The sequence below is a fragment of the Macellibacteroides sp. genome (genome assembly GCF_050251695.1).
In the GTDB taxonomy this organism is placed as follows: Bacteria; Bacteroidota; Bacteroidia; order Bacteroidales; family Tannerellaceae; genus Macellibacteroides; species Macellibacteroides fermentans.
In genome coordinates this window covers 35,051-59,102 of the sequence record NZ_JBFWMI010000008.1, presented here as the reverse complement: position 1 = coordinate 59,102, position 24,052 = coordinate 35,051, and the positions used below count along the sequence as shown (strand labels likewise).

The 24,052-nt window shown below is 44.1% G+C and carries 14 protein-coding genes; 4 read left to right on the top strand and 10 right to left on the bottom strand.

Annotated elements, in window-relative coordinates:
- The 7 genes from bglX to AB7E53_RS02520 form a co-directional block, all read right to left on the bottom strand.
- On the bottom strand, positions 1–2,230 hold a 2,230-nt coding region (bglX, locus tag AB7E53_RS02550; protein WP_446774004.1), incomplete at its 3' end, for a beta-glucosidase BglX.
- Positions 2,231–2,323: 93 nt separating this feature from the next.
- A complete protein-coding gene (locus AB7E53_RS02545; protein ID WP_371690261.1) occupies positions 2,324–3,790 on the bottom strand; it encodes a glycoside hydrolase family 30 beta sandwich domain-containing protein in 1,467 nt (488 codons plus the stop codon).
- 6 nt (positions 3,791–3,796) lie between these two features.
- Positions 3,797–5,122 (bottom strand): DUF5125 domain-containing protein, encoded by a 1,326-nt coding sequence (locus AB7E53_RS02540; RefSeq protein WP_446774002.1) that lies wholly within the window; start codon positions 5,120–5,122, stop codon positions 3,797–3,799.
- 31 nt (positions 5,123–5,153) lie between these two features.
- On the bottom strand, positions 5,154–6,647 hold the full coding sequence (locus tag AB7E53_RS02535) for a glycoside hydrolase family 30 protein (RefSeq protein ID WP_446774000.1): 1,494 nt from the start codon (positions 6,645–6,647) through the stop codon (positions 5,154–5,156).
- A gap of 11 nt (positions 6,648–6,658) precedes the next feature.
- Complete coding sequence (locus AB7E53_RS02530) at positions 6,659–8,176, bottom strand: RagB/SusD family nutrient uptake outer membrane protein (protein ID WP_068181199.1); 1,518 nt, start codon at positions 8,174–8,176, stop codon at positions 6,659–6,661.
- A gap of 12 nt (positions 8,177–8,188) precedes the next feature.
- Positions 8,189–11,143 (bottom strand): SusC/RagA family TonB-linked outer membrane protein, encoded by a 2,955-nt coding sequence (locus tag AB7E53_RS02525; RefSeq protein WP_446773999.1) that lies wholly within the window; start codon positions 11,141–11,143, stop codon positions 8,189–8,191.
- A 145-nt stretch (positions 11,144–11,288) separates the two neighbouring features.
- On the bottom strand, positions 11,289–14,165 hold the full coding sequence (locus AB7E53_RS02520) for a transcriptional regulator (RefSeq protein WP_446773997.1): 2,877 nt from the start codon (positions 14,163–14,165) through the stop codon (positions 11,289–11,291).
- Between the two features lie 350 nt (positions 14,166–14,515).
- Here AB7E53_RS02520 and AB7E53_RS02515 point away from each other — a divergent pair, with 350 nt between their 5' ends.
- Complete coding sequence (locus AB7E53_RS02515) at positions 14,516–14,743, top strand: helix-turn-helix domain-containing protein (RefSeq protein WP_446773995.1); 228 nt, start codon at positions 14,516–14,518, stop codon at positions 14,741–14,743.
- Here AB7E53_RS02515 and AB7E53_RS02510 read toward each other — a convergent pair.
- Both AB7E53_RS02510 and rsgA read right to left on the bottom strand, forming a co-directional pair.
- On the bottom strand, positions 14,740–15,738 hold the full coding sequence (locus AB7E53_RS02510; protein WP_446773993.1) for an MBL fold metallo-hydrolase: 999 nt from the start codon (positions 15,736–15,738) through the stop codon (positions 14,740–14,742). The genes AB7E53_RS02515 and AB7E53_RS02510 overlap by 4 nt on opposite strands.
- A 274-nt stretch (positions 15,739–16,012) precedes the next feature.
- Positions 16,013–17,068, bottom strand: a complete 1,056-nt coding sequence (rsgA, locus tag AB7E53_RS02505) for a ribosome small subunit-dependent GTPase A (RefSeq protein ID WP_446773991.1) — start codon at positions 17,066–17,068, stop codon at positions 16,013–16,015.
- 1,038 nt (positions 17,069–18,106) lie between these two features.
- Here rsgA and leuS point away from each other — a divergent pair.
- On the top strand, positions 18,107–20,896 hold the full coding sequence (gene leuS / locus AB7E53_RS02500; protein ID WP_446773989.1) for a leucine--tRNA ligase: 2,790 nt from the start codon (positions 18,107–18,109) through the stop codon (positions 20,894–20,896).
- Positions 20,897–20,969: 73 nt separating this feature from the next.
- A complete protein-coding gene (locus tag AB7E53_RS02495; protein WP_446773987.1) occupies positions 20,970–21,848 on the top strand; it encodes a YitT family protein in 879 nt (292 codons plus the stop codon).
- Between the two features lie 14 nt (positions 21,849–21,862).
- Here AB7E53_RS02495 and AB7E53_RS02490 read toward each other — a convergent pair whose 3' ends face one another.
- Positions 21,863–23,410, bottom strand: coding sequence for a phosphoethanolamine transferase (locus AB7E53_RS02490; RefSeq protein ID WP_446773985.1), 1,548 nt, complete (start codon positions 23,408–23,410; stop codon positions 21,863–21,865).
- A 53-nt stretch (positions 23,411–23,463) separates the two neighbouring features.
- Between AB7E53_RS02490 and AB7E53_RS02485 the strand changes: the two genes are divergently transcribed.
- A complete protein-coding gene (locus tag AB7E53_RS02485; protein ID WP_446771181.1) occupies positions 23,464–24,051 on the top strand; it encodes a non-canonical purine NTP diphosphatase in 588 nt (195 codons plus the stop codon).
- Position 24,052: the final 1 nt, after the last annotated feature.

Below are 24,052 nucleotides of genomic sequence, written 5' to 3'. Positions count from 1 at the left end.
AAGAACCTTTCAATGCCGCACGGCTGTCGCCTCCAACCCACAGGTTGAAATCACCGGCCTCAACAACCTTCTTCATATCGATGTTCCAGAAGGCGAGCTCCTCTATCGGCAGACTGAAGCTTACACTACGGCTTTCGCCCGACTTCAAACCGATGCGTTCGAAGCGCTTCAGCTCCTTTACCGGACGCGTTACTGAACCAAAACGGTCCTGAACATACAGCTGCGCTACCTCCGTTGCATCGTATTTGCCCGTATTGGTCAGATCGAAGCTTACCGTAAGTACATCGCCCTCCTTCAGTTTCTCTGAAGAAAGCTTCAGATTATCGTATTTGAATGTGCTGTAAGACAATCCGTAACCAAAGGGATAGAGCGGATCGTTACCCGCATCCAGATAGAACGAGGTGTTACCCAATGAAGTCTGCCCAGCTTCCGCCGGAATATCCTGCAGCATCGTCTCCGTACCCTGGAAAGGACGGCCCGTGCTGTTGTGACTGTAATACAAGGGAATCTGACCTACCTCCTTCGGGAAGGTCACTGGCAGTTTGCCGCTGGGCACTGACTTGCCGAAGAGCAGGGCCGCCAGGGCCGGGCCGCCCATCGTGCCCGGATGGAAGCTGTAAAGCAAGGCATCGGACAAGGCTGCCTCTTTGCCGATAGTTAGCGGTCTACCCGCCATTACTACCGTAACCAGAGGTTTGCCCGTATTGGCTACCGCCTCGATCAAAGCGCTCTGTGCTCCCTGAAGGTTCAGGTTGGCCAGACAGTGGGCCTCGCCGGACAGGATGGATTCCTCTCCCACAAAAGCCAATACCACATCTGCCGATGATGCGGCACGTACCGCTGCGGCGATACCGCCCGTATTCGTATCCCGGCTGTAGCTTACGCCCGGGGCATACACGATCTTGATCTTATCGCCATAGGCTGATTCCAACGCCTTCAGGGGCGTTTGCGTATAGTTCTTATCCCCGTCGAACACCCACGTACCCATCTGGTCGTGCGGTGCATCCGCCATCGGTCCGATTACGGCGATGGTCTTTACGGATTCTCCCAGAGGTAATACCGAACCTTCGTTCTTTAGAAGTACGGCCGACTCGATGGCGGCCTCCTTCGCGGCTTCCAGGTGTGATGCTGCATAAAGCACCTCTCCCTTGCTCTCATCCACATACGGATTCTCAAACAATCCGAGACGGAACTTCACGCGCAGGATGTTACGTACCGCATTGTCGATCGTCTCCTCCTTCACCTTGCCTTCCGAGATCAGCTCCTTCAGGTGGTTCACGTAATGATAGCTTACCATCTCCATGTCGACACCCGCGTTCACAGCCTTCATAGCAGCCTCTTTCCCGTCGGCACAGAAGCCGTGGGCGATCATCTCACCTACCGAAGCCCAGTCGGATACCACAAAGCCGTCGAAACCCCACTCCTTGCGCAGCACATCCTTCAGGATATAACCGTTGCCCGAGGCAGGGATGCCGTCGTTGTCGTTAAAGGAGGTCATATAGGTAGCTGCTCCCGCTTTGGCTGCCGCCTCGAAAGAGGGCAGGTACACATTGCGAAGCAAACGTTCCGGAATATGGGTGGAGTTATAGTCGCGGCCACCTTCTGCTGCCCCGTAGCCCACAAAGTGCTTCGGACAAGCGGCGATGGAGGAGGGATTGTTCAAAGAATCTCCCTGGAATCCCTTCACCATGGCGGCACCCAATACCGAAGTTAGGTAGGTGTCTTCACCCAGACTCTCCGCAATGCGGCCCCAGCGAGGGTCGCGGGAGATATCCACCATCGGTGCGAAAGTCCACCGCACCCCTACCGAAGAGGCTTCGATGGCGGCGATGCGCGCTCCCTTCTCGATCAGATCCGGATTGAACGAAGCCGCCTGTCCCAGCGGAATAGGGAAAATCGTCTTGAATCCATGGATCACATCACGGCCCACAATCAGCGGAATGCCCAGGCGCGACTGCTCCACTGCCGTACGTTGGTAGGCATTGATGGTTTTGGCATCGGCCACATTGAGGATAGAGCCCACTTCACCCTTCTTGATCAGCTCGGCGGTTGTATTTACATCACCCGACGGACTGATCTGATTCATCTGGCCGATCTTCTCTTCCAGCGTCATCTGGGAAAGCAAGGCCTCCACCCTCTTCTCCACATCGTTGCTTTTTACCGAAGTGGAGCTTTGGCATGAAACCAATGCTGCCAAAAGTAAGCAACCTGTGATAATTCTCTTGTTCATATATACTAATTTATTTATACATTTAGTTCAATATATTCCAACCATATCCCGATCCACCGAAAGAATAACCCTCTACAGGATAGTTGATGTTCCTTACCAAATAAAAGAGCTTACACTCCTGGAAGGCACCTTACAGTTAAATGTCTGCTCATCCGCCGAAACCCGGATGTCCACTTCGGCATCCGTATCGTTCTGCAATACCAACCCATAGGTACCGTCGGGATTCAAAACAGCGGTATAATATACCCCATCCTGCTGCATACCTTTGGTCTCAATACGGAAAGCACCCGGCTTGATTACCTTTGAAAGATGGCCCATTGCATAATAATGGCTGTTTTTAACCATCGTCTTGTAATCTTTTGAACTGATATCGATGGCACCCAGACACATGTTGCAACCGTGAGGTCTGTAGGGAGCATGATTTTCATCCAGCATCAGGTTCCATACCATAACCGCTTTACAGAAGTTATTGATAGTACCGATACCTACCTCCCTCATATTCCACATCAAATCATTGGCAAACGAATAGCCGTCGCCCCATTCGCCAATAGATATTTCCGTAAAATATAGATTCTTGTCCGGACGAACCGTATGAATGCGGAGCATTTCAGATTTGTCGCCTCCATAGGCATGGAAAGCTGCTCCATCGATATACTGTGCTGCATCCGCATCTGCATAGATATGCTCCGGATAGCCTACCTGATCGGCACACTCTTCCTTATCGGGATAATCGTAATTGTAGTTGTGATCGTAAGCAACAATCTTGGTCTTGATACCCGCAGCCTTGAAGGCCGGTCCCAACGCCGTTTTAATAAAATCACGTTGTTCCTGCCATGTCATGAACAATGAAGCCGAATTTCCTCTGTTTAGAGGCTCATTCTGAATGGTGGTCGACTCAATCATGAATCCCTCCTTCTCCATCGCCTGGATAAACTTCACAAAATAAGTAGCATAATCCTGGTAGTATGCAGGATTAAGCTGTCCGTCTACCCAGGAAGGGAACGGTTTTAAATCCTTCAGGTTGTTCACCTTCATCCAGATCGGAGGAGTCCACGGCGAACTCATAATCTTTACCTTGGGATTAATCGCCAGGATCTCTTTCAAAATAGGAAACAGGTCCCGTTTATCCAATTCGTGGATGGCAAAGTTTTCGATACCTACCGAATCGCAATGCGTATACTCGTCCATCGAAAAGTCGGAACAGCCCATGGAGATACGGATGTAGCTATACCCCATTCCATCTACCGGATCGAATGTCTCTTTAAGCAATGCCGTGCGGTCTTCGGGTTTCATTTTCAACAAATTGTAGCAAGTTGAACCTGTGATTGCCGCACCAAAGCCATCCATCTCCTGAAATTTTACCGCCGGATTCAGAACAATTGTATTCGCATCCGCAGATGAACCATTATCCAATGGAATGGATAATGGTTTGAAGACCATAGACTGGTCTGCGGTGGTAACAAACGCATTCACATTCTTCTGCGCAGTACAAGCAGAAAACAGAATGGACGTTGCCAGCCCCAGACCGGCCATATGGGTTGTTAATTTACTAATTCGCATAAAATCTTATTTTTTTTCTGTAAGCGTCATCACCGCCTTTTTATTGCCCTGTGAAACATCCAGCGTAATAACATACCACTTGTTGGGATCCAGAATCAGATCGGCAGCAGCCTGGAAGTTACCTGAGTCAGTCACATAAATCATATCCGTTTGTGTAGAAACGTAATCGGCACCTCCGAATTCGCCGCCCCAACCCTTCTGATAGAAGAACTTAAAGTCGTATTTATTGGCAATTGTACCGTCTTCGTTGAAGGTAACCGGATAAGGCTTAAAGGTAAGCTGGAACTTTTTATCTCCGATCTTAGCCATACAAAGCGCCTTGTCGGGATTCCAGTTTACATTGTTTTCGTGGGTAGGCTTACCGATACCCCAGCCAATTACCCAGATTGCATTTCCATCCTTGTCAAGGGCAGAAAGATCATTGCCGTTCATATGTTCGACACTAAAATATTTACGTTCAAAATTGGCAGTAACCCTGTATTTACCGCTAACCGGCAAGAAGGTAAGCTTACCGTCCGCACCTTTGGTGAAGTAATCGGAATCAATCCACCACTCATCATAATCAGCTATACCCGATACCTCGATAACCTGTCCCTTTGTAAACTCCTTTTCAATCTTGTAATTATTGTCGTCCACCATGGCCATTTCACTTCCGGCAAACATCAACTTGATAAAAGGTGCAGCTGCATAGGTAAGCGTATTGAATTCGATATCGTAGGTTCCGGCGGTAGAGTTTGAAAACGAGATACCGTTGGTAGTCCCCTCAACAATGGCACCATTTGCAAAACCGAATACTATTTCATTTCCGGCAGGAGTAACCGTGGGAGTCTTGATATACCCTTTAATCTTCTGTGGAAATTCCGAAGTAGCCTTGTATTGATATAAACCTACACGCTCCATACGATACTCACCGCCTGCCGTTACAAATGTAAGGTACGGATAATCCGGACGGGTAAGAGGAACATTGAATTCCTGTTCGGTGATGGTAAAGTTGATGTTCTGCAGTACAAGTTTCAGAGTAGCCGTTGCGTTGGGCACATTGGCGTAGAAAGGAACAAATATCTTTCCTTTGTAGTCGCCTTTGGTCTTTGTACGGATTACGGTTTCAGACACCTTCTCGTCGCCATAAAAGAGCTGGGCCTTCAGTGTTGAAAGAGGCACATCGTTATCCGCCACTTCGGCACTGAATGCAAGACTGTCGCCAAACATAGCCGCCCCAATCTGTGTTGTGGGGTTGATAACCGGATTACCCGGAACCAGATCGTCGTCTTCGCAAGCCGCTAAACTTAACAAACCTGCAAGAGCAAAAACTAATGATTTATATTTTTTCATGATTCTGTTATTTTTAAAAGTAAAAGATTTATTATTTCCACTTGACGGAGACCACCGATTTGGCGGAGACTTCGAAAGTGAATGTATGTGATCCGTCTGCCAGGGTAATATTGAGCGGTTTATCCGTATCGTTTTGCATAACGGCCGCATAAGAGGCATCCGGGTTCACAAAAGCGGCATAATACAATCCGGTTGCCTTGTAACCGGTAGTAGCTATACGCTTTGCTCCGGGAGCAATAACTTTGGCAAGGTGACCGATGGTATAGTAATGCGAATTGCGTGTCATCGTTTTATAATCAGACTGAATATCGATAGCTCCGTAGCAGGTTGTACATCCTCCGGGACGATTCGGTCCGTGATTTGCATCCAGCATAAAGTTCCACACAATCACCGCCTTTGCCCAGTTATTGATCGTACCCAGACAAACTTCGTTCATATTCCACATCAGGTCGTCTGCAAAACTATAGCCCCAGCTGCCGATGGATATCTCCGTAAAATATAAATTCTTGGAGGTATTCCGGGCATGCACATCCGCCAGCTCCGACTTATCGCCGCCATACGCATGGTATGCCGCCCCGTCAATATACTGAGCCGCCTCGGGATCACTGTAAATGTGAAGCGGGTAATCGATCTGATCCTTGTTTTCGGCCCTATCGGCATCATAGTTGTAGTTATGATCGTACACGATGATTTTAGACTGTATACCCGCACTTCTGAAAGCCGGTCCGAGTGCAGTCTTGATAAAGTCGCGTTGCTCCTGCCAGGTCATATACAACGAAGCCGAGTTGTAACGGTTTAAAGGCTCATTTTGGATCGTTACCGAAGTAATATTGATCCCTTCAGACTTCATTGCCTCGATATACTTCACAAAGTAGGTGGCGTAATCCTGATAATAAGCCGGATTCAGTTGTCCGCTTGTCCACGAATCGAAAGGTTTCTTCTCTGTTAGGTTGTTCACCTTCATCCACTTCGGACAGGTCCACGGCGATGCCATGATGCGGATATCCGGCCGGATGGCCAGAATCTCTTTCAGCACAGGAATCACATAGGTTTTATCCTCTGTATGCAGGGCAAAATTTTCAATTCCTTTGGTATCGCAATGGGTAAATTCGCTCAGTGAAAAATCAGAACAGCCCATGGAAATCCTTATATAACTGTAACCCATCCCCGAAACCGGATCGAACGTTTCCTTAAGCAGTCTGGCACGGTCGCCGGCCGACATCTTAAGTAAATTATAACAGGTAGAACCCGTTATCGCCGCACCAAACCCCTCCATCACCTGATAACTTTCCGCCGGATTAAGCGTAATAGTATAAGGTGACATATTCGGCTTGGAATTGAAGGCGATTGAGTCGTGGAAAAACTTTCTGCTGCCGTTGGCCGTGGTGATAAACAGATCCACGTCGGAAGCTACCGTTCCGGGTTGATCCGGATCCGGTACACCTCCATTGTCTTTAGGATCACTGCCACAAGCTGTGAAGAGCAAAAGAGCGGTAAAAAATACGATCGGTAATTTTGCAAACATGCTGATGCTCATTAATAACCCTTGTTTTGAGTCAAATTAGGATTCTTGTCGATCTGAGTCTGCGGTACAGGCAACAGAACGGTCTCTTCGGTAACGGGAGTCATCGGTAATCGGCCCGAATCACGTGTATTCAGACTATTCAATATGCTGAACACCTTACCGGTACGTACCAGGTCGAACCAACGTTGTCCTTCATAAGCCAGTTCAAGTCTGCGTTCATTCAATACGGCATCCGCCATCTTCTCTTTCGAACTTACAGTAGTTGCAGGTAAATCAGCTAATTTGGCCCGGTTGCGAACTGTATTAACAAGAGCGGCTGCAGCCTGCAGGTTTCCGGTTTCCACATACGCTTCGGCCTTCAACAATAAAATATCTGCCAAACGGATCTTGATAATGCTGTTATACTTGGAACGGGTCTTATACATGAAAGGATAATGATCCGAAGGATAATGGTTACTCCAGGAAGGTTGTCCCCATACAATGGCCTGGTTCATACGAACATTGTCGCCTTCGTTTTCGTAAGCCTGGATCAGATCCCTCGAAGGAGTGATCCATTTAGCCCAGTTGTATGTACTGTTCGGATCTACATGGTCGATACCAAACATCCAGGTTACCCAATTGCCACTACCTACAGGGTAGGTAACTTCAAAGATCGATTCGGATGTATTCCGGAAATTCACATCGGTTTTTGCATCATTAACAGAAAACAGATCGGAGAAATCGGGAACCAATTTAAAACCATCGTTCTGTACAGCCTCTGCATATTGAATTACCTTAGCATAATCGCGTACCGGTTTTTCTGCATAAACACGGGCCAGCAACGCATTGGCGACTGACTTGGTAAGCAGGAATTTATTACCGGCATTCACAGCAGGTGCACCACCGGGTTCCAGAGCTGCGTTCAGGTCGCTGATAATCTGTGCATACACTTCGGCAACCGGTTTACGCGACGGATACAACAGAGGATACACCTCTTCCACATTTTCGGCAGTAATATCCGGAGCCTCTTCGGTTACAACCGGTACATCGCCCCATAATCTTACCATATCGAATAAGATCCAGGCTCTCCAAATCTTGGCTTCCGCCTTCCACTGTTTGCGTTCTGCCTGGGTAAGAGATTGGTCGGGAACCAGATCCACGTTATTAATCACACGGTTGGCCGTGTTGATATACCCTAAAAATGCATTCCAGTCACGTTCAATATTCTTGTTGGTTCCATCCTGCGTCTGTTGCTCGAGGGAGGTAAGTTCGGCGCCCGAAGAGCCGCAGTAAGCATTATCGGAATGAGTCTCATTCAGTACAAGCATATCCGCATACCAAGCCTCCTGTGCATTCTGAATTGCTTTATAGATACCATCGTACTGCGTTTTCATCTCTTCTTTTGTCTTGAACTTGACAGAAGTATCTGTCGTATCCTTACCGCCTACCGTTATTTCGCTGAAGTCGGAGATAGGATCCTGATCAAGGGAACAAGATGTTGCAAAAAGCACCGCTCCCATGAATAAACCTAGTTTTATTCTATTTTTCATAATACGATTCTATTAAAATTCAACATTAACACCAAAAACATACGATCTAACCTGAGGATAGGTACCCCAATCGATACCCTGAACAGTAGCACTGCCACCCCATTGGTTCACTTCGGGGTCGAAACCGGAATAGCCGGTAATTGTGAACAGGTTCTGGGCTGTTACATAAGGTTGTAATCTGCTTACGCCCCATTTCTTAAGTAATCCGCCTGCAAAATTGTATGATAAAGTCACCGTTTTCAGGCGTACAAAGCTACCATCTTCAATAAAACGGGTGGAAGCCTTCAGGTTATCCGTAGTGGCAACCGCACGAGGCATATCCGTAATCTGTCCGGGTATTCTCCAGCGGTTAAGTACTTCCGTAGATTGATTCTTGGCATCATACATTCCTTCTGTTTCCATACGTGATGCGTTGTAGATATCATTTCCAACGGCACCCTGGAAGAATATATTCAGGTTAAAACCTTTGTAAGAAAGGTTGTTTGTAAGACCAAAGGTGAAATCGGGATTTGGATTTCCGATGTATGTTTTATCACTGGAGGTAATCTTTCCATTTCCATCCAGGTCGCGGTACATAAGGTCGCCTGTTTCAGGATCAACTCCGTCGCTGATGTAGCCCCAGAACATACCTAAAGGCTGACCGGGAGTCATACGTACTACATTCTCGCTGGTAGCTTCGGATGTCTGTGCATAATAGTACACATTCTGCAAAGTAAACTTCTTAACCTCGTTGCGGTTCAGAGAGATATTGAAATCGGTATCCCACTTGAAAGCCTTTACAAAATTCTTCGAACTTACGGCAAACTCGATACCCTTGTTCACCATTTCGCCTTCGTTACGGGTAATTGAACCCACGTCGGAAGTAGAAGGCAATGGAACATCCATCAACAAATCTGTGGTATACTTGTAGTAAGCGTCCGCATTAAACACCAAACGGCTGTTGAAAATAGACAAGTCCACCCCAATATTGGTTTGTGTAGTAGTTTCCCAGGTAAGGTCCTTGTTCTTCATGTTAGCAGGCGAAAGGATCACCATGGCGTTTTCCTTTCCTGTTTCCCACCAGTTCTGACGGGTGATGTTGTATCTCTGAAGATAGGCATAGTCGCTGATACCCGACTGGTTACCGGTCTGTCCCCATCCACCGCGAAGTTTTAAATCATCAATCCAGGTGATATCCTTCATAAATTCTTCGGAAGAGATACGCCATGCAGCCGAGAAAGAGGGGAAATAGCCCCAACGTTTGGCCGGAGAAAGCTTGGAAGAACCGTCTGAACGGAAGTTGGCGGTAAACAGATACTTGCTGTCGTAGTTATAGGCAACACGGCCCAGGTAAGACATGATGCTCCAGTCGGCGGCACGTGTACCGTTACCCTGTGAAACTTTATTTCCGGCATTCAACGTCTTGATTTCAGAATTCATAAAGTGACTTACAGTCTGGTAGCTTTCCGACCATTTGGAAGTGGTACCGGAAGTACCCGCCATTACATTGAAGCTGTGCTTTCCAAAAGCTTTGTCGTACGTCAGGATGTTATCAAATACCATCACCGTACTTAAAGAGCGATCGTCTGTAGCATTTCCGTACTGAGAACGGCCGTATTCTGTCTTTTTAGGATCCAGGAAACTGGTTTTATGGAAGTAAACACGGTCGATGGAGGTGGTAGACTTAAGCTTCAACTCCGGAAGGAAGGTAATTTCGCCGCTTACGCTACCGATAAGGCGGTTGTTGTTTGTCTGGTTGTCAGCCGTACGCGACATATTTTCCACCGGATGGGTGATATTTGCTCCGTAGAAGTTATTGTTATACTGTCCCGGATTCTGCGGGTCCCAGATGGTTGCATAGGTAGGTGTGTTGATTACAGAAAGAACAACACCGGCACGGTTGGAACCCTGACCGGAAACGATACCGTTGCTTGAATAATCAGAATAAGCCACATTGGTGTTGAATTTCAACCAAGGACGAATCTGGTTCTCCAGATTGGCTCTCATGTTATAACGTTCGTAGAAGGCTACTTTGATAACCCCGTCTTCTTTGGTATAACCTCCGGAAACATAATACCTCATCTTATCGTTACCGTTGGAGAACGACAACTGATAGTTTTGTGTAACGCCCGTACGATAGGTTTCGTCGAACCAGTTTGTCTGATCTGTAAGTCCGGAAGGCAGATTAACACGTCCGATTTCCTTCATTAAATCGGCATACTGCGCTACATTCAGAGATTCAACTCTTTTGGCCACATCGGTGATACCGACATGTGCAGTAAAGGCAATCTTGGCATCGCCTCTTGCGCCTGCCTTGGTAGTGATCAATACAACCCCGTTGGATGCACGCGAACCGTAAATAGCTGCCGAAGAGGCATCTTTCAGGATCTGCATACTTTCGATGTCGTTGGGACTAAGGAAATTGATTTCACTCATGGGCACTCCGTCCACTACATACAACGGATCATTGCTTGCGTTGATGGATGAATTACCACGTACACGCACCACCATGCCTGCACCCGGTTCGCCGTTGGGCTGGATAACATTTACCCCTGCTGCCTTACCCTGAATAGCCGAAGCAGCCGAAATAAGGGGACGCTGATCCAGGTCCTGGGTAGAAACAGTGGCTACCGAAGTGGTAACATCTTTTCTCTTTACAGTACCGTAACCAACCACTACAACCTCTTCCAGCACTTCCGAGTCTTCTCTCAGAACAATGCGCATGGATTTTGTTGCATCGGCAACCAATTCCTGAGGTTTGTAACCAATATAAGAAACCACTAAAAGACTTTTTGCCGGTGCGGCAAAGGAGAACTGACCGTCGAAATCGGTCGTAGTACCGATGGTAGTACCTTTCACTACCACATTAACGCCGGGTAAAGGAAGGTTATCCTCTCCGGAAATAACAACACCCTTAATCTGCACGTCTTGCGCATAAGCAGAAAGGATCGTGCACCACAGGAGCACAAATGTTAACAAATTTCTCATAAAATAATTAAATTAAAGATTTCTTAGTCTGAAACGATGCAAACATAGGTGAATAAGAGGTGCAGAAGTTATATTTTGGTTACTTTCAAATACGTCAGATACAAAATAAGAATACGTCAAATACTCGCTGAAGAATTATAAGTTATTAAATATCAATGGTATTCAAATACTCCAGTAAATTTTCTTCACGTTCCAAACCAATTTTTTTACGCAAACGATAGCGGAGCGTCTCTACCCCGCGTACGGAAAGATTTAATAAGGGAGCAATCTCCTTGGACGACAAATTCATCTTCAAAAAGGCACACATCTTACGCTCATTAACGGACAAGTCGGGGTGCTTTTCACTTAATTTTGCCATAAAATTGTTATGAACCAGATCGAACTGCTCTTCAAATCTTTTTAGCAGATCGTCGGACTGCATGTTGGTATCGATGCTATTGTTAAGCGTTACCAGCATACGTTTGGCCTTCACGTCGGAATCCGACTTCAACTCGGCCATTATCTTGTAGAGCTCGCTCTTTATATCCATCAGAATCTCATTCTTGCGGACAAAGTTCATCATAAGGTTGGCCATTTCCTGACTCTTATGGCGCAGCTCATACTCCAGCCGCTCGTTCTTTAGAGAAATGATTTCATTTTCCTGTCGTGCTGCAGCCTTGATAAAATCCTGTTCCTTCAACCACATCTCCTTCTCCTTTATGGCCACCTCCTGCTGCTTTTTACGTTTGATGCGCCATTCGTCCCATTGATACAGAAAATACAAGAATGCCATCAACAGCAGGAAATATACAAAGTAGGCCCACATGGAACGGTACCAGGGAGGCAGAATAACAAAAGAAAAAGTAGCCGACGAAACCTTGCCGTCGTTCATCAGCGCCTCTACCCTGAAGGTATAACTTCCCTCTTTCAGTCCACTGTATTCTTTCACCTCGGAGGTGGTATATTCGGACCATTCGGTGGCAGGACTCAGCATAAAACGGTAACGTACCACCTTCTCCAGATCGAATGCATGCATGGTGTACTCGAACCGAAGGGAGTTTTGGCTGTAAGGAATTTCCGGAACGTACGAATTTCCTGTAAAGTTAGCATTAAACAACAACGAATCCTTGGGATAGGTAGAATAGACACTCTTGATAAAAAGCTCGTTGCCAGTCTCCACCTTCTCTTTAAAGGCCAGATCGAGTAAAGAGAACCCATGTTCGTTGGGGATAATTACGACTGAATCTCCAATTATTTCAAAGTTCTCATAGTATTTTATGAAGTCTAGCTGCTTGTGATTGAAGGGATAGATAACAGAAAACATCTTGTCGCCGGTCCGGTTTTTCTTCAATATCCCCAGACCATTCCTGCTTAATCCATACAGATCCGTTCGGCCTTTTTTAAGCACCGAATGCGGGAAAGCAACCGGAATGGTACGGTTAGGTATCATACGATCGGCCGCCTTATCATATTCAAACAATCCGGAATCGGACGAGAAATAGAGTTTGTTCTCTAATTTAGAGATAAAAAGATTCCGAATGGATTTCAATCCATCCCTCGAAGTGTAGAATCGGCTACTCTTCACCTTGTAGTTTACCGTATCCAGTACAACCCGCAAAGCCCCCTCGTTGGTGTTACGTACCCAAAGAACTTCGGGCGATTCGAACTCGAAATTCTTAAACCAGTCGGAAACCCCTTCCAACTCCTTTAACACCTGCCATTTTCCCTGCATGCGTTGTATCAGATAAAGCCCCTCATAGGTACCTACCCATAATTTATCCGGATCGGTACAATGGGGCACACAGGTCCATACACCTCGTAATCCGCTTACCTGTTCGATGGATTTCCCGTCCAGAATAAATAGCCCCTTGTCGTGCATACAGAAAAGTTTCCCGTCAATTATACGCATATCCCACACCTGTCCGCTCAGTTGAGGGATAAAATCGATGGCGGCAGAGGTTTCGGTAAACCGTACCGGCCAACTGGTATGGTAGACTCCGCTGTTAGTTCCAAGATACAATTTTCCCTGAAACAAGACCGAAGCATAACCTGCACCCGACGAATAGGGATAGGTATAAAGATTGGTAAACGGAGTGTCCAGCGAAATATAATCGATTCCATTGTCCAGCCCCAGCCATAGGTTATTCCGCTTATCAAAACTGATAGATAAAACCGTATTATTCTGCAAACCGTTCCGCTCGTTGAAATACTTGATCAACCGCGACCGGCGGTTTACGAGAACAAGCCCTCTTCGCACTGTACCGATGGCAATGTAATCGCCCGAAACAGCCATCGTAAAAACCTCGTTCTCCCTCATAAACTGTTCAGCTCCGGTAATCAGGGGAGTCACCTTTCCGTTTTCTGCATAGAATAATCCATCCACCGCTGTGGCAATCAGCATCCCCGACTGATAAGGTTCAATACTTCGAATATGTTTTCCCTCCAGCAGTTCCCCTCCTGAAAGAGGGAAGAAACTATTTCCTACTAAAACGAACACCCCTTTATAGGTACCGATGTATAACGAGCCGTTCACCACATTGGAACGGTCTATTTTGTGCACGGACGGAATCAGCGTAAACTCATCGCCCAACTGTTTTACAATAAAGTTATCCGAAACAAAGTAGAATATATTATCCACTTCAAATACCCCCCAGTACCCTACATTGAACTTACTTTGCGCCGGCAGGGAATCCGACAGATTCACATAGAGCAGTTTTCCGGAAGCATCTGCATGGAAATAACCGAACTCTCCCTCACCTCCCACATAAATACGTTTCAATTTAGTCGATATATGCAGCGAACGCACATCTGCTTCGTTGTGAAGAGGGTATAATTTCCAGCTGCTTCCCTCGTATTGAAGCAGTCCGTTTTTATTGGCAAAGTAAACCCAGTTTTCGTTGAATGCATTGATCTGCCAGGTTTGTGACCCTTTGCCGAACAACTCTTTCTTATAATTTGTGACATAGTTGTTCCATTCCGCAAACAGGTTTGCAGTAAACAACATAAGCAGGCATAGCATGTAAAGAATACGGATTTTAAACATGTATCAGCACTATTCTGGTTTATTCACCTCGCAAATGTACATAAACTTCGCGCAAAAGAAAACATCAAAGACTGGTTTCGTCTATAATGTACGTTTGCAGTCTATCCTATTTACCTGGTGCAGACATCCGTTGGCATGATACTATTAAGAAATCAGGTTTTATTCCTTTTCAATCGTATAAATTCCTGCATTCTCAACAACCTTCCATCCTTGATTTATATGAATCGAATAATTCTCACCTTCAACAATATTATCTGTTATCTTATTAGGAGGAAGGAATCTATCAAATTGGAAATATAACTTTCAATTACTCACTTTGTAATATCCGTTTTAAAGATTTAGCTCAAAATATGTCTGTAAGACAGTCTGATATTCTCAGAATATTGGTCCAACATCTTAACTCCATCGTGGAAAGAGATTATATACTTGAGAATGTTTGGGGATGTAGCAATTACAATAACTCATTATCACTAAATGTGCAAATTACTTATTTACGAAAAATACTGGAAGCAGATAATACCATATCTATTAATTCATTAAGTAAAAGAGGTTATGTACTTAAAGTTTCGAAAAACTAATTAATTTTCCACCATTCGGTAAAAATCTGGGTACTATCTTTAAGATTTACAGGATCCCCAATCATTGGTGTTAAAAGTTTAATATTACGTTTTTTACTTGAACTGGCAATTTTTATCAATGGTTCATCCCACGCATGATTCGCCAAGGCAAATTTTGAAGAATGTACAGCAAGCAATCGTCGGGCATTTAAATCATCAAATGCCTTCAATAGATCTTCCGGCAATAAATGTATATATTTCCATTGTTTATTATACTGTCCGTTTTCCAGAATAGCTAAGTCAAACGGTCCATACTTTTCTCCGATTTCTGCAAAGTGTTTATCATATCCGCCATCACCACCAAGATAAAAATTCATAGTTGGTGTCTGCAAAACAAACGAGACCCAAAGAGTTTGATTACGCTTTAATCCGCGTCCGGAAAAGTGCCTTGCCGGTACAGCGTTTACAATAAATCCGTTGTCCAATATGGCTTGTTCATTCCAATCCAACTCAATTATCGAATCTTTATCAAATCCCCAATATTCAAAATTCTCACCCACTCCCAAACCACAAATTACTTTCTTTATTTTGGGCTTTAATTCCATTATTGTTTCGTAATCCAGATGATCCCAATGGTCATGAGAAATAAAAAGATAATCAATGTCCGGTATATCGGCAGGCGTATAAACAGTAGTGCCTTTAAAGGCTTTGATTGAGAACGAAAACGGAGATGCATTGCCACTCAGCACAGGATCAACCAGAATTCTTTTGCCATCTATCTGTATAAAATAAGAGGAATGTCCAAACCAAATTAATTGGTCTGCATTACTATCCATGTGTAGCAAGTCGGGCTTAACTGATGGTATCTCATTCGTTGGATATACACTTTTTTTATCTCCAAAAAAGAATTCTTTTCCAATAGTTAAATAGCTGGCATCTTCCGCCATAACAGGTGTTTCAGACAAATTCTGAAAAGAACCATTTTTATAATTTGGAGACCTCTTAATTCTTTCCAATCTCTTACCGGATGGTAATCTGCCAAATTTGGATTGTTTAAGAGTAAGCATAGTTAGTATAGAAAGTACAATTGTAACAGACGCTGCAATAAGCATAATTCTCTTCATTTAATATTCGTAATGATAAATCTATTAACTCAAAAAAATAATAGTAGTCACAAAGTTTTCAGGCATACTAACAATTATAGTTTTTTATTAAATGCATAGCATCAACTAACTATATATACAAAGTGCAGGTACTCTTTAACAGAATACCTGCACTGATAGATAGAACTTAGTAATTGCCTTTGCGTTTCTTTACCTCGTCTACGATTTTAGAAAACGATTTCTCCTGTTTTCTTTTCTCGTGGACAGAAGCCGTATAATGCCAGGCTTCCCTGCGGAGCTTAAGATAGCTTTCGTATACGCCACGGTCTAATTCTCCTGTACTGACCGCTTCAAGTACGGCACAACCCTTTTCATTTACATGCTTACAATCTTTAAACCGGCACTTGCCCTCATAAGCTGAGATATCCAATATTTCTGAGAGGTTATCCGTATTATCGTTTGTAACACCGAAAAGTTTTACCCCCGGAGTGTCGATCAGCACACCGGAACCCGGCAACAGTACCATTTCCCTCCGTGTAGAAGTGTGCTTTCCTTTACCTGTAGAATCACTGATTGTTCCTGTCTGCAGAAGTTCCCTGCCGCAAAGAGCATTGATCAGAGTGCTTTTCCCCACGCCGGACATGCCCGTAAATACGACGGTTTCGCCTGTATGGATTGTTTCACGCAACATATCGATACTTTCAGGCAATTGCGTACTGGTATAGAAAACCGGCATCTTATGGGAAAGATGTTTTATCGCTTTATTTATCTCATCGGCATCAAATCCTAAATCTGTTTTCGTCAGGATCAATATCGGCTGAATACTTTCGGATGAAAGTTGCAGCATGAAGCGCTCAATACGGCGTACATTGAAGCTGTTATCCAGACTTTGTACTATAAATGCTTTGTCAATATGGGATGCTATAGCCTGTCTCTCCGATACGGAACCGCTTTTAAGGCGATACAGGGTTTTCTTCCGCGGTAGCATAGCCAGAATAATACCCTTGTCCGTGTCTGTTACCTGGAAAATAACCCAGTCGCCTGTACATGGATAATCGGATACATCCCTCCCGTAGAGCATATTCCCTGTCATTTCGCAGGAATAGTGCCCTGCTTCAGAAATTACCTCATAACAGGTTTTATGAGTAACTGTTATTCTTCCGTGAATGAATTCTTTGTAACCGGAATTTTGTTTTTGTTGGAAAAGCTCGTCATTCCAACCATATAAATGTAAATCGTGCATTGTTTTGATCTTTAAATAAGGAGACTCTATGGAGGCAATCTCCCTGATTGTTGTTAATTTTCTTCCCAAAAGTCATTTCTTGACAGTGTAAGTATATACAAAAGGGCATACCAATGCCTTAAATCATTGTATACAAATCAAATTATAATTGACATAGAAACGACTCCCGGAAAGAATATCCGAGAACAAACAAAGGGACAATCTGTATAAGAAACACAGATTGTTTGTTACACCAAATCCGATTTAAACATTGTAGTCATGCCACAAAAATACATAATCTTTTGTATTTCAGCAAATTTGAGTCAGATAAGCATGCTGAATTTTCAAAAGAAAGTTACAAATTAAAAGAGTCATCCATCTGCTGTAAATTATTTTAGGATGGATTTTGTGAAAGTGTCCGGACTTTCAGTAGAATCATTTCTTATATGTCTGGTTTCCAACACCCCTTCTGCGTAAATTTTCCCTTAAGTATAAAAAAAACTTTACTTAAGGGAAAAATAAATTATACTTAAGGAAAGTTTTGTCGGGACTTTTCTTCTCATTTACCGGTACTTTTTATCTAAAATGTATATACATTTTGGACGATTTATTATGACTTTCGCTGTTCAAAGATATAGGAACAATTTTCCAAAGATATATGAATTGTTTCTCAAAGATATAGGAACTGTTTTCCAATCCTATAGGAATGAAAAGCCAAACAGGTAAGGAAATAAAAACAAATTATACGCAGCCAATTGGCAGGACGCTTACCATCCGTATGACAGATGACAGACGGCATGATAGATGAAAACGGGATCTGTCATGTTTTTTATATTTGAATATCAGTCTATTAAACTCAAAAAATGAGAGATGACAGATGTTTTTGAAAAAAATCGGTTTTAATGGAGCGGAAAGGATAAAATTAAGCATCAATCTTGAAGCATTAGCCATGATTAGGGATAGTGAGTACTTTTTTTTCTTATTTTTGCACAGAAATTCAAGGATTTGATTTTTAAACACATAGTTACCGTCGATAATAATAAAAAATTAGATACTGACATGGAATACAATTTCAGAGAGATTGAGAAGAAATGGCGCGAATATTGGATTGCCAATAATGTTTACAAAGTGGTGGAAGACGAAAGTAAACCCAAATACTATGTATTGGATATGTTTCCTTATCCTTCGGGAGCAGGTTTACATGTAGGACATCCGCTGGGATATATTGCTTCCGATATCTATTCACGCTACAAACGTCTGCAGGGTTTCAATGTATTGCATCCCATGGGATATGATGCCTACGGATTACCGGCCGAACAATATGCCATTCAAACTGGTCAGCATCCCGAAGTAACTACTAAAAACAACATCGCCCGCTACCGCGAGCAGATGGACAAAATAGGTTTCAGCTATGACTGGAGCCGCGAAGTACGTACTTGCGAACCTATTTATTATAAATGGACGCAGTGGGCTTTTATTAAAATGTTTAACAGCTATTACGATAACGCTTTGCAAAAAGCAATGCCTATCGCTACCCTGGAAGCTGCTTTTGCTGCAAATGGTACCGAAGGTGTGCAGGCTGCCTGCGGCGAAGAGCTTTCTTTTACAGCTGCCGAATGGAATGCCAAGCCGGAAAAGGAAAAACAGGCTATCCTGCTTAATTACCGTATTGCCTACCTGGGCGACACCATGGTTAACTGGTGTCCTAAATTGGGTACCGTGCTTGCCAACGATGAGGTGAGCGAAGGTCTTTCGGTTCGCGGAGGTTACCCGGTAGAACAAAAGGTGATGCGCCAATGGTGTTTACGTGTATCTGCCTATGCACAGCGATTGCTGGATGGTCTGGACGAGATTGATTGGACCGAATCGCTGAAAGAGACTCAGAAAAACTGGATAGGTCGTTCCGAAGGTGCGGAGATGAACTTCAAGGTAAAAGATTCGGATCTTTCGTTTACCGTATTTACCACCCGTGCCGATACGATTTATGGTGTTACCTTTATGGTGCTGGCTCCGGAAAGTGAGCTTACCGATCTGCTTACTACAGATTCGCAGCGTGCGGAAGTTACCAATTATGTGCAGGCTACCAAGAAGAAAACGGAACGCGAACGTATTGCCGACCGTCGTGTAACGGGGGTATTTTCAGGTTCGTATGCCATCAATCCTATCACCGAAGAGGCTATTCCGGTATGGATAAGCGATTATGTACTTGCAGGTTACGGTACCGGTGCCATTATGGCTGTACCGGCGCACGACAGCCGCGACTATGCTTTTGCCAAACATTTCGATCTGCCTATCATTCCTTTGATTGAAGGTGCGGATGTTTCTGAAGAGAGTCTGGATGCCAAAGAGGGTATCATGATGAACTCTCCGCGTGCTGGTCACGAGATAGAAGGCGGACTGGTGCTGAACGGCTTGCAGGTGAAAGAGGCTATTGCAAAGACAAAGGCTTATATCGCCGAAAAGGGAATTGGCCGGGTAAAGGTTAACTTCCGTTTGCGCGATGCTATTTTTAGCCGTCAGCGTTATTGGGGAGAACCGTTCCCTGTTTACTATAAAGAAAGCATGCCTTACATGCTGGATGAATCCAAACTTCCGTTGGAATTACCCGAAGTGGATAAGTTCTTACCAACCGAACAGGGCGAACCGCCTCTGGGACGTGCCAAGAACTGGGTGTCCGACGAAGGCTTCCCATTGGAATTGTGTACCATGCCTGGTTTTGCCGGATCGTCTGCATACTATTTGCGTTACATGGATCCACAAAACACCGAAGCGCTGGTTTCCAAAAAAGCCAACGAGTACTGGCGTAACGTGGACCTATACATAGGTGGTACGGAACATGCCACAGGTCACCTTATCTACAGCCGTTTCTGGAATAAATTCCTTTACGACCTGGGTGTTGCTTGCGAAAACGAACCTTTCAAAAAGCTTATCAACCAGGGTATGATTCAGGGTCGTTCTAATTTCGTATATCGTATCAAGGAGACCAACACCTTTGTTTCGTTGAACCTGAAAGATCAGTACGAAGTTACTCCTATCCACGTGGATGTTAATATTGTGAGCAACGATGTGTTGGATATCGAAGCATTCAGAAACTGGAATCCGGAATACAAGACGGCCGAATTCATCCTGGAAGATGGCAAGTATGTATGTGGATGGGCGGTTGAGAAGATGTCTAAATCCATGTTCAACGTGGTTAATCCGGATGTGATTGTTGAAAAGTTTGGTGCCGATACGCTTCGCTTATACGAAATGTTCCTCGGACCGCTTGAGCAGTCGAAGCCCTGGGATACCAACGGTATCGATGGTGTACACAGATTCTTACGCAAGTTGTGGGGGCTGTTCTATACCAACGACGATCAGCTGCAGGTTACTAACGAAGAGCCTTCTGCCGAAGAGTTGAAGTCTCTGCACAAACTTATCAAGAAGATCTCTTTCGATATAGAACATTTCTCGTTCAATACTTCGGTAAGTGCATTCATGATCTGCGTGAACGAACTGAGTGCCCTGAAGTGCCGTAAGCGTGCCATACTGGAACAGCTTATTACTTTGCTGGCTCCCTTCGCACCGCATACTGCAGAAGAGCTATGGCATGTATTAGGTAACGAGTCGACGGTTTGCGATGCTCAATGGCCCGTTTGTAACGAAGCTTATCTGGTAGAAAATACGGCTACTTACGTGGTTTCATTTAACGGAAAAGCTCGTTTCAACATCGAACTGCCGGCTGATATGCCGGCCGGCGAAGTGGAAAAGATGGCTCTTGCCCATGAAAGCGCAGCCAAATGGGTGGAAGGTAAAACTCCCAAAAAAGTCATCGTGGTTCCGAAGAAGATTGTTAATATTGTAATCTGATAATAAAACAACCGTTTCAGGAGTATGATTCATAGTTCCTGAAACGGTTTACTTAATTTGATATAAAATACATATGGGAAAGAAAAGAAAACAAATTACGCAATTATATTATTCCATTAACGATTACCTGCTGATTACACTGGGATTGGTTTTATATGCATTTGGCTGGACAGCCTTTATTTTATCCAATCAAATTGTTACCGGTGGGGTAACCGGTATCTGTGCCCTTATCTTCTTTTCAACGGGATTACCGGTTTCAGTTTCCTATATCGTTATAAATGTTGTTTTGCTGATCTTTGCCTTTAAGATACTTGGCGCCAAATTCCTGATCAAAACTGTTTTTGGAGTTGTAGGTCTCTCGGTTCTGCTTACTTTGTTTCAATATGTATTTACCGAACCAATTCTGAAAGGCGAACCGGCCATGGCCATTGTTATTGGTGGTATTTTATGCGGTGCGGGTCTGGGTCTGATTTTTTCGGGTAACGGTAGTTCGGGTGGAACCGATATCATTGCATCCGTTGTAAACAAGTATAGAAATATATCCATAGGAAGAGCTATGATTTTTTGCGATTTCATTATTATCGGTTCCTCCTATTTTCTGTTTCACAGTGTTGATAAGATTGTTTTTTCCTTTGTAGAAATGCTGGTGTGCAACTATGTGCTCGACATGGTGCTGAACGGGAACCGCCAATCTGTTCAGTTTTTCATCTTTTCGCCCAAGTACGACGAAATATGCGAACGGATTATATCGGATATAGGCCGTGGTTGTACCATTCTGGACGGTACCGGCGGCTATTCGCACAAATCGGTAAAGGTGGTGGTGGTACTTGCAAAGAAGTCGGAATCCGTGGCCATATTCCGACTCGTAAAGCAGATAGACAATAAGGCGTTTATCTCCCAAAGTACTGTCAGGGGAGTTTACGGAGAGGGTTTCGACCCAATCAAGACTTAAAGGTCCCGGTTAGCTTACCTGAAGATACTTAACGTATAATCTTTATATTGAGAATCGATTCCTCCAGCATCCAGCAAGCTGTGAAAAAGGAAATCGGTTCTCATTTTTTTATCACGTTTTTGCATAGCCTTCTCGTATTTTTGAGGGTAATCGGCTTTGTAGGATGCCGACATCCAGACCATGCCTGCCGTTTGCTGCGTGACGGGCGATTGAGATGCATGTAGCCAGATTCCGTCTTCACCCAAAGCTTCGCCGTGATCCGACAAGTACACGAGTATAGCTCTTTCATTTCTCAACTTTCCGATAAGGCTATGAATGAAATAATCGGTATACAAAACAGTATTGTCGTACGAATTTATCATTTCTTCTTTTGTGCAGGAGGAGATAATTTTGCTTTTGGTTACCGGTTGATAACCGGCAAATGAATCGGTGTAATGGGAATTATACCACCAATGGGATCCGATTGTGTGAAGAATAATCAGTTTTTTATCGGCGGCCGACTTCAACGCTGAATCAAATAGGGGAAAAAGAGATTCGTCCACCCATTTATCGAACACATAGGAAGATTTCTCTATATTGGCATAAAACAAAGAATCGCATTCGTGCATAAAGTATGCATAACTTTTGGCCGACTCCTGATTGGCCAGCCAGACTGTATAGTAGTTGCACGAATTAAACATACTTACGAAAGATTCTTCGGTAAAGGCTCTGTCCGGATTAAGACTGTCCGCCCTGGTGAGTATATGCGGCAGGCTTCGATTGGTGTAGGTATATTCCGTGTGTATGTTTTTAAAGGAGATAATATCTTCCTTGCTTAGCAAAGGGGTGGTATTTCGCTGGTATCCGTTCAGTCCCAAATGATCTGGACGCAAAGACTCACCCAATACGAACACCACCGTGAGGGGTTTATCGTCTGTGCATTTACTTTGCTCTGTTAAGCTGATCCGCTGTTGCTTTATGCTTTGTTTTTCTTCGTTGTATTTGCTTGCAGTATAATAAATATTGAATGGTATACGTTCTGATATAGGTCTTTGAAAGGCGCTTACGTTTGTTAAGAAAAGCATGCCTGCCACTCCTGTAAGCAGGAGACCCGGTTTATATTGGACAATGCCTAGTTTAAAACGCAGGTAAATAAGGCCTGCCGACAAAAGCAGGGCTGCCAATAGAAACAATATAAGTCCGCCGCTTACCAATTGCGCAGAGGTGCCCAGGTCGTTATCCAGTGCCGCATCCAGCAACATGGGAGTCAAAGTAGCATTGATGGTGTACCTGAAATAGGCAAGCACTGCCGATACCAAGGTTAGCAACGGCATAAGGAACAGGAAAATGTAACGGTTTACCGATAAAATAAGCATTACAAAAAAGAGACTGAGGGTTACAACAATCCATTGCATAAATAGTATGCAAACGTCATTAAATGAATTTACAGGAATGGTAAGAAAGTCGGTCGACGTAAACATGAGTGCTATAAACAGGGTGCTGATACATACAAAAAGGTAGTATCTTTTATGGATGTTTAGTAAGCCGGAAAGTCTATTTAAAGGTATTTTTATGCTTTTCATTGTAGTATAGATGCTATTTTTGTACAAAAATAGAAATATAAGCTAAATAACGAATGAAGAAAATTGTATTTGCAACAAATAATCAGCATAAGCTGGATGAAGTAAAAAAGATTACAGAAGGATTAATAGAGATTGTGAGTCTTTCTGACATCAATTGTACCGATGATATTGAGGAAACAGCCGACACTCTGGAGGGTAATGCTTTGCTGAAAGCAAGGTATATTAAAGAGAAGTTCGGTTTTGATTGTTTTGCCGATGATACGGGCCTTGAAGTGGAGGTGCTGAACAATGCTCCGGGTGTTTATTCGGCTCGTTATGCCGGAGTGGCACACGATTCTGAAGCCAACATGCAAAAGCTTCTTGATAATATGAAAGGTACCGATAACCGCCATGCCCGTTTCAGAACGGTTATCGCTCTTATATTGAATGGTAAGGAATATTTGTTTGAAGGTATTGTAAAGGGAACTATTATCGAAGAGAAAAGAGGCGATCAGGGCTTTGGATACGATCCGGTTTTCGTTCCCGAAGGATACGATCAGACCTTTGCTCAGTTGGGCAGCTCTGTAAAGAATTCCATCAGCCACCGTGCCAGAGCGGTAATAAAGTTGCACGATTTTTTGCTGACCTATTCCGATAAATGAA